Below are 14263 nucleotides of genomic sequence, written 5' to 3'. Positions count from 1 at the left end.
CTTACCCGGAACAATGGACTCCAGTCGTCCCCATATCTCATCGGTCAGCAACATTCGACTCATCTTGATCGCTTACGCAAAAGATGAGATGTAAACACATTTCTTCAAATGTGAACAGAGCCTAGAAAGCTATTACTGAGAGGAAAGGCCCCATGCGATCTACGAAGATGGTTCGATCGCTGCTTCGCATTTGCAACGACAATTCTGAGTTGACGCGCTCGCAACTCGCCGCGCTGTGCCGCCAACTCCCGCTGCTTTACTTCATCCTCGTCGTCAATACGCTGGCAGTCAGCTTCACTTTCTTCGATCGCGCGCCCGCCGCCTTGAGCCTGCTGGTGCCGGACACGCTTTGCGTCGTCTGCGTGATCCGCGCGATTTCGTGGTGGAAAAAGCGCTTCGACGACATGCCGCATGACAAAGTCGTGTGGCTGTTGCGCCGGACGGTGTGGCTGACGGTTTTGTTCGGCACGGCGTTCACCGGCTGGGCGCTCGCGCTTTATCAATACGGCGACGCCTATGCGCGCGCGCACGTCGCGTTCTACATGTCGATCACGGTGATCGGCTGCATCTTTTGTCTGATGCACCTGCGCCCCGCCGCGATCCTGTTGACCGTGATCGTAGTGACGCCGTGGACGCTTTTCTTCCTGTCCAGTGGACAACCCGTATTCGTTGCAATCGCCATCAATATCGTGCTGGTCGCGTTTGCCATGACGGTGATCCTGCTCATCAACTACCGCGACTTCACGAAGCTGATCGATTCGCGCAAGAAGCTTCAGAATCAGCAAATCGCGACCCTTGCGCTCAGCGATGAAAATTTTCGCCTGGCTAATCTCGACAGCCTGACCGGCTTGCCCAATCGACGCAGCTTCTTTTCGTCGCTTGCCGTGTTGCTGGAAAACGCACAGCGCAACGGCACGCGCTTCGTCGTCGGCGTGATCGATCTGGACGGCTTCAAGCAGGTGAACGATGCCTACGGCCACACGGTCGGCGATCGCCTGCTGATCGAAGCGGCGACGCGGCTCGTTGGCATGGCCTGCACGAATACGCAGATTGCGCGTCTCGGTGGCGACGAATTCGGCGTGCTGCTGGATCGCGATCTGACGCGCGACGAACTGGATCAGGTCGGCCAATGCATCACCGATACACTGAAGGGAACCATCGAGATTCGCGATGTCACCGTCAGCTTGCTCGGGTCGGCCGGCTTCGCGACCTATCCGGATGCGGGCAACAACGCGCAGGAACTATACGAGCGCGCCGACTACGCGATGTATTTCGCCAAGCGCACGGCGCGCGGTACGTCCGCGATCTTTTCCGTCAATCACGAGACGCGGATTCGGCGCTCGAGCATCATCGAACAGGAACTGCGGCTGGCGATATTGAACGACGAACTGACGCTGGCGTTTCAGCCGATCGTGGAGTTGCAGACGCAGCGCGTGATCGGTTTCGAAACGCTCGCCCGCTGGACGAACGACAAACTCGGCCCAGTGGGACCTGATGAATTCATTCCCGTTGCCGAACGTTCGGACCTCATCAACCGGTTGACGGAAAACCTGCTCAACAAGGCGCTTGCCGCGCTGCGGAGCTGGCCGCACGAGCTATTCGTCTCGTTCAATTTATCGACGCACGATATCTCGCGCAGGGAGCAGACCGCGCGGATCGAGCATATCGTCGAGCAAAGCGGACTGGACGCGCGACGCATCGTGTTCGAAGTCACGGAAACCGCGGTGATGCCGGATTTCGAGCAGGCGCGTGAATCGCTCGCGCGCTTGCGGCGGCTGGGCGCGCGTATCGCGCTCGATGACTTCGGCTCGGGACACTCGTCGCTGAGCTACGTGCATCGGCTGCCGCTCGATAAGATCAAGATCGACCGCAGTTTTGTCACGAGCATCGAGTCGGATCAGGCGTGTCAGGATATCGTGCGAACCATCGTCAGCATGTGCCGCCGGTTGTCGGTGGCGAGCACGGTCGAAGGTGTCGAGACGGCGGCGCAGCGCGATCTCGCGCTGGAGTTGGGATGTGTTTCCGCGCAAGGGTATCTGTTCGGCAAGCCGATGAAGTTGCAAGACGCGTTGGACTATCTGGACACGCAAACGGCACGCGCATTGCTGTCCGAAGCGTGACATGCGCCCGGTCTGGGCCATGCTCCTTTTCGTCCTCTGGAGCGTCTCATGATAAGCGCGGCTATCTTCGATATCGACGGCACCCTGATCGATTCCGTCGATCTGCATGCCCTGGCGTGGCACGAAGCGTTCGCGCACTTCGGCCATGACGTGACGATCGAGCAGGCGCGCAGTCAAATCGGCAAAGGCGGAGACAATCTGCTGCCGGCGTATTTGTCCGAGGCGCAGATTCGGGATCACGGGAAAGCACTCGAAGCGTGGCGCGGCGAGCATTTCAAGAAGCATTACCTCTCGATGATCCGGCCGTTTTCCGCCGTGCCGGAGCTGATCCAGAAGCTTCGCGATAACGACGTGAAGATCGCAATCGGCTCATCGGCGAAGAAGGATGAACTCGCGGTTTATCTCGACATCGCGGGCATCGCCGATCTGGTGGATGTCACCGTGTCGTCGGAAGATGTGGACCAGTCGAAGCCCGCGCCCGATGTGTTCGAAGTGGCGCTCGAGAAGCTAGGCGTCGAACCGGCAACCGCGATGGTCATCGGCGACTCTCCGTACGATGCGCAAGCGGCGCGGAAAACCGGGTTGCGTACGATCGGACTGCTGACGGGCGCGTTTCCCGAGCGGTCTTTGCTTGAAGCGGGTTGTATCGCGGTTTATCCGGGGCCGGCCGCGCTTTATGCTTGTTTGGCGCGATCGCCGTTGGCGGCGTAGCGGCGCGTGATGATGACGACGACGCGGAATGCGGGTGGCGAGGCAAGCTCGCTGGTCCCCCCGGCAGGAATCGAACCTGCATCTAGCGCTTAGGAGGCACTCGTTCTATCCATTGAACTACGGGGAGTGGACCGTTGTCGCCGTCGGGCGGCGAGCGAGCGCAGAGTATAGCAAACGGCGCGGCTCGAATCGGCCTCGGCCTCGGCATCGGCCGAATCGACTCAGGGAAATCGCCGGTCAAGGGTTTACACCTATCAAGTACCCGTTCGCGCGCGCCGCCATCGCGAATATGGACCTCTATACCGACACCAAGCCGCAGGGCGCGTTTTCGGCGCTGCTGGCGGATCAAGACCTGACCCATCTCGAACGGATGCTGCGACGTTTCCTGTCGTGCGATTCCGGCGGCCCCGCGCTGCCGACGTCGTACTGGCGCGAACGCATCGCCACCGTGATCGGGCAGGCGCATCTATCGCCGACGCAAATTCAGACCGTGCATCGGCTGTATCTGTATCTCGACATCGCCGAACACGCGGGCCGCGACGACACCACGCTGCCCGTCGCGCAAGCGGCCTGCCTCGTGTGATGCGTCAGCGCGCGTTCTGCCGCGCGCGCTGCTGTTGCGCGTGCGCCGCGAGCCGCACCGCCGCATTCGCCGCGCCGTAGCCGTCGTAGCCGCCGCGCCGCTCAATCACTTCGAGGAAGAAGCGCTGATCGAGCTGCTCCGTGTACGCATGGAAGAACTCGCCGCCGCGCTCGTCGCGGTCGTAGAGAATGTTGTGCTCGTGCATCGTGTCGATGAGCTCGTCGTCGAGGCCGAAGCGCGCCACCAGATCGTCGTAGTAGTTGCGCGGAATGCGCAGGAAACGCACGCCGTCCGCTTCGAGACGCGGAATCGCATCGAAGATATCGGGCGTGCTGAAGGCGACGTGATTCAGGCCCGAACCGCGATACGTCGTCAACGATTCCGACACCGCCGTATAGCGATCCATCGACGCGTTCAGTGCGATCCGCACCGAGCCGTCGCGCGAACGCACCGCGCGGCTGTGCATGAGTCCGTAGGGATCGGGCACGAGCACGGCTGCTTCGGTCTCGAAACCAAACGCGCTGCGGAAGAACAGCACCCAGGTGTCGAGCGCATCGGCGGGCAGCGACAGACACACGTGATCGATGCGTTCCAGCGGCCCCACTTCGACCGGACCGTCGATGTCGGTCAGCACGAAATCGGATTCCCACAAGGTCGGCGCGCCCGGCGCTTCATCGACCAAATAATCGAGACTGCCGTCGGGCGACTGCACGGCCGGCACCACACGCTCGTTCGGCCCGACGCGCCCGGAAAACGGCCTCGAACCGTAGGCGGCGGCGCGCTCGAACGCGCGCTTCGCATCGTCGACATGAAACGCCGACGCGCACAGCGACAAACCGTGCTTCTGAAAGAACTCGCTCGCGAACGAATACGCTTCCGCGTTCAGCACGATCGATCCCGCGCCATGCCGGTAAAGCGTCACATCCTTCGAACGATGCTTGCCCGCCAGCCTGAAACCGAGCTTGCTCAACCAGGCCGCGACCTGTTCGCGCGTGTTCTGATCGACGGCGAACTCGAGGAACTGGAAGCCGATATGCTGCGGCGGCGCGAGCGGATCGAACAACTCGGGCGGCGCGGCCTTACCCGTTGCTTGCATCAGCGCGCGCGTCTGCTCTTCCAGAAAACGCAACGAGCAATGCCCGTCCGCCGCCGTGATCGCGGTGGGCGCGGCGCGGAAATCATCGTTGAAAATTTCGAGCGACAGCAGCGGCCCCTTGTAACCGGCTTCGAGCACACGCGCGGTAAAGCCCGCGACATCGAACGCGCCCTGCCCCGGAAAGCAGCGATAGTGACGGCTCCATTCGAGCACGTCCATCGCCAGCACGGGCGCATCGGCGATCTGCACGAAGGCGATGCGATCGCCCGGAATCGACGCGATCTCGTCCACGCTGTCGCGAATCGAAAGCGTGTGGAACGTATCGAGCGCGAGGCCGAGATTCGGCTGATTTACCGCATCGACGAGTTTCCACGCGTGCTTGTACGAGTTGACGTGACGGCCCCACGCAAGCGCCTCGTACGCGACGATCACGCCCGCTTCCTTCGCGATGCGCGCGAGCGTGCCGAGTTGATCGACGATCAGCGCGTCGTCGCGAATCATGTCCGGCGACACGTTGCTGCACACCAGAATGCGGTCGGTGCCGAGCTCGTGCATCAACTCGAACTTGCGTTTGGCGCGCTCGACGTTTTTCGCGAGCCGCTCGGAACTCACGCCGTCGAAGTCGCGAAACGGCTGGAACAGATAGATGGCAAGGCCCAGATCCGCGCACATTCGGCGCACGTCGGCAGGCGTACCATCGAAGTACAGCAGATCGTTCTCGAAGATTTCGACGCCGTCGAAACCCGCGTCCCTGATGGCCTTGAGCTTCTCGGGCAGCGTGCCGCTGATGGATACCGTCGCGATGGAGGTCGGAATCGAATGCAGCATGGCTGCCTCCTGTTGGCATACAAGTTCGATGCGAAGTTCGATGCGCGTGGCTCGCTTCAGTGTAGGCACAATCGCCGGCGCACGCACACTCCACGTCATTCTGCGAGATAATAGAAAACTAACTAGATGGTACAAAATATGTAGAAACACCGAAGGACAGCGATCGCGGGCGCGCTCACACTTCGGACATTCCATTTTTCGCGGCGCGGCCTCGATTCGTCGGCGCGTCGAACTCTTGCGGGAGCATCGCGCATGAACAGCAAAACGTCCTATCTCATCGGCCTGATCGGTTCGGGTATCGCGGGTTCGCTCACGCCCGCCATGCACGAGGAAGAAGGCCGCGTGCTCGGGCTGAACTATGTGTACCGGCGCATCGATCTGCAGGCGCTGAATCTCGATCCGTCCGCCCTGCCCGATCTGCTGGTCGCGGCCGAACGCATGGGCTTCGACGGCCTCAACATCACGTATCCGTGCAAGCAGAGCGTCATTCCGCTGCTCGACGATCTCGATCCCGACGCGCGCGCGCTCGGCGCGGTCAATACGGTCGTGCTGAAGGACGGCAAGCGCATCGGCTACAACACGGACTGGTCGGGTTTCGCACGGGCGTTTCAGCGCGGCCTGCCGGGCGTGCCGATGGATCGCGTCGTGCAGCTCGGCGCGGGCGGCGCGGGCGCGGCCGTCGCCCATGCGGCGCTGACGATGGGCGCACGCACGCTCACGCTGTTCGACTCGGACGATGCGCTCGCGGCGGAACTGGGCGCGCGCTTTCCGGATCGCACGGTGACGAGCGGCGGCGATCTGCGCGAGACGCTGGCGGCGGCGAACGGCCTTATCCACGCGACGCCGACCGGCATGGCGAAGCTGCCCGGCCTGCCCTTGCCGGCGGAGTATCTGCACAAGGATTTGTGGGTCGCGGAGATCGTCTATTTCCCGCTCGAAACCGAATTGCTCAAGGCGGCGAAGGCGCTCGGTTGCCGCACGGTGAGCGGCGGCGGCATGGCGGTGTGTCAGGCGGTCGATGCGCTGCGCATCTTTACCGGCCGCGAACCGGACGCGGAACGCATGTTCGAACACTTCCAGCGCTTGCTCGAACAATAATCGCTTAGCGGCGGAAACAAAAAACGGCGGCCTCGAAAGAGCGCCGCCGTTTTGTCATCTTGCGATCGACCTTGAAGATCACCCGTCGCGCCGCATGAAACGCACGACGGAATCGATGATCATCTCGCGATGCCGCGTTCGCGAACGCACGCCCGACGGATCGCGTCCGAACGCCGCGCCCCACGTATGCCGGTTCGCGACGCGGTGAAAGCACATCGAGCTGATCATCAGATGCAGATCGATCGGATCGATGTCCTCGCGAAAACGCCCCGCCGCCACGCCACGCGCGATTAGATCCTCGATGGTCTTGATAACGGTGGAATTGCGCGTCTTGAAGGTCTTCGATTGTTCGATGTACTTCGCGCCGTGAATATTCTCGATGGTCACGAGCCGCACGAAATCGCGATGTTTGTCGTGGTAATCGAACGTGAAACCGACGAACTCGCGCAAGGCTTGCTCGGAGTCCATTTCCGCGAGTTGCAACTCCTGCTCGAGCGCGCGAATATCGCCGTAGACCTGCTCCAGCACGGCTTCGTACAAGCCTTCCTTGCTGCCGAAGTAGTAGTACAGCATGCGCTTGGTGGTGTTGGTGCGCTCCGCGATCGCATCGACGCGCGCGCCCGTGAGACCCATCGCCGAGAACTCCTGAGTCGCGATGTCCAGGATGTTCCGCTTGGTCTCCTCAGGATCGTATTTGCGCCGCCCTTCCACCGAATTCGAAGCGGGCGCAGCACTCGTGGCCTTGCTCGCCTCGCCGGCGGGCTTGCTTGCTTTTTTCATTGTTGGGATCGAGAACGGCGTTGGGAAACGATTCTAGCATGGGGGTTATACGCTTCATTGCCATACCGGGCATTCGTTTCTAAGGGGATCACCCTATAATTTTCTATTCCCCACGATGGAATAAAACGGATATCCCATGATGCGCTCGAACGCTCTCGTCGTCGCCCTGCTCGCGATGATTTCCCTGCCCGTGACAGCACTCCATGCACAACAGGCACCGCAAACGCAGCCGCAACAGCAGCAACAGCCGCAGCCGATGCCGCCCGGTCATCCGTCGAAGAAGGCGCTGCTCGCCGCCGAAGGCGTGATGACGAGCGCCAACCTCGCGCGCGGCGCCGCCGATGTCTGTCATCTCGATGCCGCGAAGATCGCGCGCTTCAAGGAAACCGCGCGCGTCAATTTCCCCGATGCGCCCGACTTCGAAGCCGAATGGAAGCTCGGCCTCGCGCAGGCGCAACCGACCGTCGATCGCTTCGACAAACTCAGGACGAGCAATCCCGTGCAATACAAAAAGGAAATCAACGACGCGTGCCCGCCGCTATCGCAAGGCATCGACGAAGTGACGCAACCGCAACCGCCGGCGCAATAAAACCGTTCAGTCTTCCTTGTCGTAATGCGCGCGCTTCTCTTCGTACATCGCGGCGTCGGCGCGTTGCAGCATCGGTTCGAGGCGCTCGCTTTCGTGCGCCGTGGCCGCGCCCATCGCGAAGGATAGCGGCGTGCCCGAATAGAACTGGTTGTTCACTTCGAGCAACTGGCGGATGCTCTCCATCACCGTTTCGCCGCCGCGTTCGTCGGTGCCGGGCAACAGCACCATGAACTCGTCGCCGCCGATACGCGCCGCATGGAACGGCTTCTCCACCGCCTTGCCGAGCACTTCGCCGGCGCGACGCAACAGGGCATCGCCGGCAGCGTGGCCGAGCTGATCGTTGGCCGCCTTGAGGCCGTTCACATCGACCGCGATCGCCGTCACCGGATACGGCCCCTTGCGCTCCAGCCGATTGATCTCGTCGATATAGAACGAACGGTTCTTCAGCTTGGTCAGCACGTCATGCTTGCCGAGGAACTCCAGATACGCTTCGGCCTTCTTGCGCGCGGTGATATCCGTCAGCCCGATCAGCACGAGATCCCAGCGCGCCTCGTGCCCCGGAAACACCGAGAATTGCAGATGGACGTGCACTTCGCTGCCATCGAGCGAATAGTTGAGCACTTCGCGCTGATGGAACAGCTTGCCGTCCCATAGCTCGATCAACTGTTCCTGAAAATGCTGACGCATGTCGTCGCGGAACACGTCGGGCAGGCGCGCGAGCAGCGTCGCCTTGTCGGATGCGGCGAACATGCGCAGCGTGTGCTGATTCACGTCGAGTACATGAATCTCCTGCATGCATCGCTCGACGAATTCGGGATGCACGCTCGTGAAGGTGCGAAAGTCGACGATGCCGCGCTCGCGCACATCGTCGAGCAGCGCCTTCACCGAACTGAAGTCCTCGACCCACAAGGACACCGGCGAATGCTCGAACAGCCCGCGCGCGTACAGCACGCCCTCGGCCTCCTTGCGCCGCACGGTTTCGAGTTCGGTGATGTCTTCGATGGTGACCAGCACGCGGCTCCAGGTCTCTTCGTGTCCCGGCAGAATGACGGCCTTGAGCAACACGTCGAGCCGCTTGCCGTCGAGCGTGTAGTTGACCGTCTGACTCACGAAATGCGGCTTGCCCGACCACAACTGCTCGAGTTCGTCGATATGCGTGGTGAGCATGTCGTCGCGGAACACGCGCTCGAGGTTCTGCACGAGATGATCGAGATCGCGCGCGCCGAACAGCGACAGCGTGCGCCGGTTGACCTTGACGACGCGAATCCGCGACGCGCATTCGACGATCCGCGACGCATCGCCCGACAGATGCGCGCGCAGGTCCGTCACGCCCGCCTCGCGCCAGCGCTCGAATTGCTCGCGCACGGCGCTGAAGTCTTCGAGCCACAGCGACACGGGCGCGAGATCGAACATGTCGGCGTCGTCCTCGGGGACACCCGCGGGCGTGAATTGCCCGGTGGCGCGACGCGGGTCATTTGGCATGGCAGTCCTTTCTGCTGGCGCTTAAAAGCGATTTGACGGCTGATTCCGACGGCATCTCAATATTCTAGCGTGGCGACTTTTCCCGCTCATTTTTCGCTAAAAAAGCGCAACGAAGACGCACATCGAACGAAACTTCCGAAACGCCCCGCCACCGCCGACGGAATTCGGGGGCGGATGCTACACTCGTCCGATCCTCTTTCCACGCGCGTCCCGCGTCGACGTCACACGCGCCGGGCATGTTTGCTGCACCGGTTCGCGCATCCGCCGCGCTGGCATGCGCGCCGTTTCCACTCCGCATCACGCTGCAAAGGAGGCATGACTCTCATGGCTGATTTCCGTATCTGGTCCGACGAATTCCCCGCGAACGGTTTCATGTCGCGCGCGCAGGAGTTCGATCAGCAGGCATTCGGCGGCTCGGGCGAGAACCTTTCGCCGGCGCTGCAATGGGAAGACCCGCCCGCCGATACCGCCAGCTTCGCATTGACCGTCTACGATCCCGACGCGCCCACCGGCAGCGGTTTCTGGCACTGGGTCGTGGTCAATATTCCGGCCGATTGCCGCTCGCTGCCGCGCAACGCGGGCAAGGCCGACGGCAGTCTCCTGCCGCAAGGCGCACTGCAATTGCGCAACGACTACGGGCTGGTCGGCTTCGGCGGCGCGGCGCCTCCGCGCGGCGACAAACCGCATCGCTACATCTTCCGCATTCATGCGCTCAAGGCCGAAGGCCTGCCGCTCGACGGCAACGCGACCAACGCCGTCGCGCGCTTCATGACGCATCTGAACGAGATCGACTCGGCGACTTACACCGGGCTGTACGAACTGAAGTAAGCGCGGCATCACGACAAGGCATCAAAAAGCGGCGCGTCACACGATGCGCCGCCTGCCATAAAAAATCTGCCATCGATGGATTCCGACCAAGGTCTTCCGCTGCCACAGCGCTACTGGGCCATCGCGGTCGTGGCGCTCGGCGTCACGCTCGCCGTGCTCGACGGCGCCATCGCGAACGTCGCGCTGCCGACCATCGCGCGCAACCTCCACGCCTCGCCCGCCGACTCGATCTGGGTCGTCAACGCGTATCAGTTGACCATCACGATGTCGCTGTTGCCGCTCGCCTCGCTCGGCGATCGAATCGGCTATTGGCGCGTGTATCTGGCCGGGCTGGCGCTGTTTACGGTGTCGTCGTTCGCGTGTGCGCTGTCGGGCTCGCTCGCCGAACTGACGATCGCACGCGTTATTCAGGGCTTCGGCGCGGCGGGATTGATGAGCGTCAACACGGCGCTGATTCGCCACATTTATCCGCACAAGCAACTCGGGCGCGGCGTCAGCATCAACGCGACGGTGGTCGCGATTTCCTCGGTGATCGGACCAACGGTTGCCTCCGGCGTGCTCGCCATCGCGCCGTGGCCGTGGCTGTTCGCGATCAACGTGCCGATCGGCATCGCGGCGGTGAGCATCGGCCTGCGCGCGTTGCCGCGCAATCCGGGCCATCGGCAGCCGTACGACTACGTGAGCGCGCTGATGAACGCGGTGTTCTTCGGCCTGGCGATCGTCGCCGTCGACGGGCTCGGGCACGGCGAGCATCGCCCGTTCGTGATCGGCGAATTCTTCGTTGCGGCGATCGTCTGCTATTTCCTCGTGCGGCGCCAGTCGAAGCAGAGCGCGCCGCTGCTGCCGGTCGATCTGTTGCGCATTCCCGTGTTCGCGCTGTCGATCGGCACATCAGTTTGCTCGTTCTGCGCGCAAATGCTGACCTTCGTTTCGCTGCCGTTTCTGCTGCAGAACGGCTTCGGCATGAGTCAGGTGGAAACCGGCTTTCTGATGACGCCGTGGCCGCTCGTTATCGTGTTCGTCGCGCCGCTCGCGGGCGTGCTGGCGGATCGCTATTCGGCGGGGATTCTGGGCGGCATCGGGCTGGCGATTCTTACTGTCGGGCTAATTCTGCTCGCGACTGTCGGCGCGCATCCCACTGCGTTCGATATCGCGTGGCGCATGGCGGTGTGCGGGCTCGGCTTCGGCCTGTTCCAGACACCGAACAATCGGCAGATTATCGGTTCCGCGCCGCGTCATCGCAGCGGCGGCGCGAGCGGCATGCTCGGCACCGCGCGGCTGACCGGACAAACGCTGAGCGCGGCGCTCGTCGCGCTGATTTTCGGACTCGCGCCGCAACGCGGACCGTTTATCGCCATCGGCGTCGCGGCGGCGTTTTCGGCGGCGGCGGCAGTCGTCAGCATGTTGCGGATGGCCGGCAAGCGCAGCGTCGAGGCCGCCTGACGCCAACTCGAGGCATCGCACCGCACAAGCGCTCTCATCAACGTGGGCACACCCTTTGCTGAATTTCCTTCGAAGTTTCCGCCGTTCGCGGAACGCAGAAAACAGCAAACAAGGAGTGTGTTCATGGCTATTTCTCTCAACGGCTACAAGGTCGCCATTCTTGCGGTGGACGGCTTCGAACAGGCCGAACTGATCGAGCCGCAACGCGCGCTGAAGGAAGCCGGCGCGAAGGTCGACGTCGTATCGCAGAAGCCCGGGCAGATTCAGGGCTTCAAGCACGTCGACAAGGGCGACAAGGTGAACGTCGATGTCGCCTTCGATGCCGCGAACGCCGCCGATTACGATGCGGTCGTGCTGCCCGGCGGCGTCGTCAACGGCGATGCGCTGCGTCTCGATGCGAAGGCGCAGAGCTTCGTGAAGGACGCAGATCGCGCGAAGAAGCCCATCGCGGTGATCTGTCACGGCGGCTGGCTGCCGATCTCGGCGGGCATCGTCGCGGGCCGCACGATGACGAGCTGGCCGAGCCTTCAGGACGACGTGCGCAATGCCGGCGGTACGTGGGTCGATCAGGAAGTGCAGATCGACGGCAATCTGATCACGAGCCGTAAGCCGGACGACATTCCCGCCTTCAATCGCGCGCTGATCGAAACGCTCGGCAAGGCGCGCGCCGCGTAAGGCCCGCTCTCTCCCGCTCATAAGACGAAACGAATCGGAGTCAGCCGATGCGCAAAACCTCGCTGAAGCACGCTGAGCACGCCTGGCCGCAAACGTTGGCGGCGAGCGCGACCGCCGCGCAGGCACAGAAACTCTCGACCGGCGATCAACAGTTCATGCAGGACGCGGGCACGGCCGGCGCGACCGAAATCGCCGCCAGCAAGCTCGCGCTCAAGAGTTCCTCCGACAAGCAGGTCAAGGAATTCGCACAGCGAATGATCGCCGATCACACCAGGCTCGCGCGCAATCTCGACGTGATCGCCAAGCGCCACGGCATCACCGCGCCGCCGAGCGCGGATTCGTCGGTGATCGGCAGTTTGCAGAATCTCAAGGGCGCCGAGTTCGATAAGGCCTATATTCAAGAGGTAGCGGTCGGCGGGCATCAAAAAGCCGTCGAGCTTTTCAGGAAGGAAAGCGAGCAAGGCAACGATGTCGCGCTAAAAGCCGCCGCGACCAAGGCGCTGCCGGTCATCGGCCATCACTTGTCGATGGCGCAGCAACTCGCCAGAACGAAGGCGTCGTCATGAGCGTCACGCCCGTATCCGATCGCGTGGACGAGGTGATTTTTCATCCGCGCCCTGCCTATGAGGACTCGACCATGCACATCACTTTCGTGGACGAATCGCCCGTATTCGACGGCGACGATCTCGCGATCCATTTCACCGCGCTCGTCGATGGCGAGCCGGTTGTCTGCTCGATCAGCGCCGAAGCGCTCGAAGACCATTTTGGCGCGCGCTCGGCTCGCGAGGAAGACTTGCTGCCGGCATTCGAGCGCGGTTCGGCGCGGATTCGCGCGGTGTGCGCCGAAGTACTTGACGACAACGGCGGCGAATCCGTCGTGCTGCGCTCGGGGTTGTTTCGCGTCGCCGGGCTGGAGCCGGAGTGACTCCGGAGTGTTTCGGGTCCACACACGCAACGTAACTGACACAACAAGGAGGAAAACATGTCCCTGATCATCGCGGGCCGATTCCAGACCTTCCCCGCCGCTGAATCGGCGGCACAGAAGCTTTTCTCGCGCGGTTTCGTCGAAGAGGACGTGACGCTGTTCTTCGTCAATCCGAGCGGGCAGCACGCGCGGCATCCGATTGGCGGTGACGTCGGCACCGATGCGGGCGCGAGCGCTGCGCCGAAGGGCGCGGGCAAGGGCGTGACCATAGGCGCTGTTGTTGGCGCGATCGTCGGTGCGGCGATATTTGCCGTGTTTCAGCCGCCGGTGCTGATTTCTTTGATCGCGGCTGGTGTGGGGGCTTATGTAGGGTCGCTGGCCGGCGCCATGTCGCATACGCGGAAGCCTCGGGCGGCGCATCATGCCGAAGAGCCTACGCGGCATGCTGGTGTGCTTGTTGCCGTGCACGTTTCGCCTGAATCGCAGACGCAGGCTGCTGCTATCTTGCGTGAGTCTGGTGGGATTGATATTGAGCGAGCTTCCGGGCGGTGGAAGCAAGGGCGCTGGAGTGACTTCGATCCTTTGCAGCCGCCGCATCCTGTTAATGGGGAGTTTGCTGGGGCGCAGTCGCGGGTTTGAGTTTTTTTTTGTGTTTGTGGGGTGGGTATTCAGTAGCCGCCTTCCCGGCGGAGGGGTTACTTTCTTTGCGGCGGCAAAGAAAGTAACCAAAAAAAACCGCTTGGCCGATCCTAAGCACCTTCTTGAGCGGCCGCGGCACGGTATTAGAGACTTGGCACAGCAGTAGCGAGTGCCTTCATGATTTGTCCGCGCGCTGGTTCCCATGCGATCAGCGCTCTCTCGCCCATTCCGGTATCGGTCCCCTTCGGCTTACTCCGGCCCGCTCGCGCGGCCGGTTTTGGGCTGTTTGGGCAACCGGCAGATGATCAGCGAAACGGCCTCGAATGCCTCATCGGTTTTATCGGTAGTGTGCAGAATGATGTGCAAAAACGCTGAGGCGGCAGGAGCGCAGAGGCAGGGGTGGCCGTGGTGTAAGTTGATGAATGTCCAGTTCGTCAACCTGCCCTCGGGAGGGCTTACGCCATGG

15 protein-coding genes and 1 tRNA gene are annotated in these 14263 nt (G+C 62.3%); 11 read left to right on the top strand and 5 right to left on the bottom strand.

What is annotated here, in order from left to right:
* Positions 1–209 precede the first annotated feature (209 nt).
* Both BVER_RS21290 and BVER_RS21285 read left to right on the top strand, forming a co-directional pair.
* Positions 210–2120: a putative bifunctional diguanylate cyclase/phosphodiesterase gene (locus BVER_RS21290; protein ID WP_232316696.1), complete on the top strand. Its 1911-nt coding sequence runs from the start codon at positions 210–212 to the stop codon at positions 2118–2120.
* Between the two features lie 48 nt (positions 2121–2168).
* Positions 2169–2831 (top strand): HAD family hydrolase, encoded by a 663-nt coding sequence (locus tag BVER_RS21285; protein WP_157056158.1) that lies wholly within the window; start codon positions 2169–2171, stop codon positions 2829–2831.
* A gap of 52 nt (positions 2832–2883) precedes the next feature.
* Here BVER_RS21285 and BVER_RS21280 read toward each other — a convergent pair.
* Positions 2884–2958, bottom strand: a tRNA-Arg gene (locus tag BVER_RS21280).
* 162 nt (positions 2959–3120) lie between these two features.
* Between BVER_RS21280 and BVER_RS21275 the strand changes: the two genes are divergently transcribed.
* Positions 3121–3414: a hypothetical protein gene (locus tag BVER_RS21275; RefSeq protein ID WP_050454980.1), complete on the top strand. Its 294-nt coding sequence runs from the start codon at positions 3121–3123 to the stop codon at positions 3412–3414.
* Positions 3415–3418: 4 nt separating this feature from the next.
* Here BVER_RS21275 and BVER_RS21270 read toward each other — a convergent pair whose 3' ends face one another.
* The gene (locus BVER_RS21270) at positions 3419–5326 is read right to left on the bottom strand and encodes a bifunctional sugar phosphate isomerase/epimerase/4-hydroxyphenylpyruvate dioxygenase family protein (protein WP_157056159.1); all 1908 of its coding nucleotides are present in this window, start codon (positions 5324–5326) and stop codon (positions 3419–3421) included.
* A gap of 264 nt (positions 5327–5590) precedes the next feature.
* On the opposite strand from BVER_RS21270, the gene BVER_RS21265 reads away from it, so the two are divergent.
* Positions 5591–6436 (top strand): shikimate dehydrogenase, encoded by an 846-nt coding sequence (locus tag BVER_RS21265; RefSeq protein WP_050454978.1) that lies wholly within the window; start codon positions 5591–5593, stop codon positions 6434–6436.
* A 78-nt stretch (positions 6437–6514) separates the two neighbouring features.
* Here BVER_RS21265 and BVER_RS21260 read toward each other — a convergent pair whose 3' ends face one another.
* Positions 6515–7216 carry a TetR/AcrR family transcriptional regulator gene (locus tag BVER_RS21260; protein WP_050454977.1) on the bottom strand — a complete coding sequence of 234 codons (702 nt, stop codon included), beginning with the start codon at positions 7214–7216 and terminating at the stop codon, positions 6515–6517.
* A gap of 139 nt (positions 7217–7355) precedes the next feature.
* Between BVER_RS21260 and BVER_RS21255 the strand changes: the two genes are divergently transcribed.
* Positions 7356–7805, top strand: a complete 450-nt coding sequence (locus tag BVER_RS21255; protein WP_232316695.1) for a hypothetical protein — start codon at positions 7356–7358, stop codon at positions 7803–7805.
* A 6-nt stretch (positions 7806–7811) separates the two neighbouring features.
* Here BVER_RS21255 and BVER_RS21250 read toward each other — a convergent pair whose 3' ends face one another.
* Positions 7812–9287: a sensor domain-containing diguanylate cyclase gene (locus BVER_RS21250; protein ID WP_050454976.1), complete on the bottom strand. Its 1476-nt coding sequence runs from the start codon at positions 9285–9287 to the stop codon at positions 7812–7814.
* A gap of 324 nt (positions 9288–9611) precedes the next feature.
* On the opposite strand from BVER_RS21250, the gene BVER_RS21245 reads away from it, so the two are divergent.
* The 6 genes from BVER_RS21245 (at position 9612) to BVER_RS21220 (ending at position 13797) form a co-directional block, all read left to right on the top strand.
* Positions 9612–10115, top strand: a complete 504-nt coding sequence (locus BVER_RS21245; protein WP_050454975.1) for a YbhB/YbcL family Raf kinase inhibitor-like protein — start codon at positions 9612–9614, stop codon at positions 10113–10115.
* Positions 10116–10190: 75 nt separating this feature from the next.
* A complete protein-coding gene (locus BVER_RS21240; RefSeq protein ID WP_050454974.1) occupies positions 10191–11558 on the top strand; it encodes an MFS transporter in 1368 nt (455 codons plus the stop codon).
* 123 nt (positions 11559–11681) lie between these two features.
* Positions 11682–12233, top strand: coding sequence for a type 1 glutamine amidotransferase domain-containing protein (locus tag BVER_RS21235; protein WP_050454973.1), 552 nt, complete (start codon positions 11682–11684; stop codon positions 12231–12233).
* Positions 12234–12280: 47 nt separating this feature from the next.
* On the top strand, positions 12281–12799 hold the full coding sequence (locus tag BVER_RS21230; RefSeq protein WP_050454972.1) for a DUF4142 domain-containing protein: 519 nt from the start codon (positions 12281–12283) through the stop codon (positions 12797–12799).
* Positions 12796–13158 (top strand): DUF1488 family protein, encoded by a 363-nt coding sequence (locus BVER_RS21225; protein WP_370444271.1) that lies wholly within the window; start codon positions 12796–12798, stop codon positions 13156–13158. Before BVER_RS21230 ends, BVER_RS21225 begins: the two co-directional genes overlap by 4 nt.
* 57 nt (positions 13159–13215) lie before the next feature.
* Complete coding sequence (locus tag BVER_RS21220; protein ID WP_050454971.1) at positions 13216–13797, top strand: glycine zipper domain-containing protein; 582 nt, start codon at positions 13216–13218, stop codon at positions 13795–13797.
* A gap of 249 nt (positions 13798–14046) precedes the next feature.
* Here the strand turns inward: BVER_RS21220 and BVER_RS34335 are convergent.
* The coding region (locus tag BVER_RS34335) for a hypothetical protein (protein ID WP_232316694.1) at positions 14047–14263 on the bottom strand (217 nt) is incomplete at its 5' end.

Source organism: Candidatus Burkholderia verschuerenii (genome assembly GCF_001189365.1).
GTDB classification, from domain to species: Bacteria; Pseudomonadota; Gammaproteobacteria; order Burkholderiales; family Burkholderiaceae; genus Caballeronia; species Caballeronia verschuerenii.
Note: the sequence above shows the minus strand (reverse complement) of the source record. Positions and strands in the feature narration are given on the sequence as shown.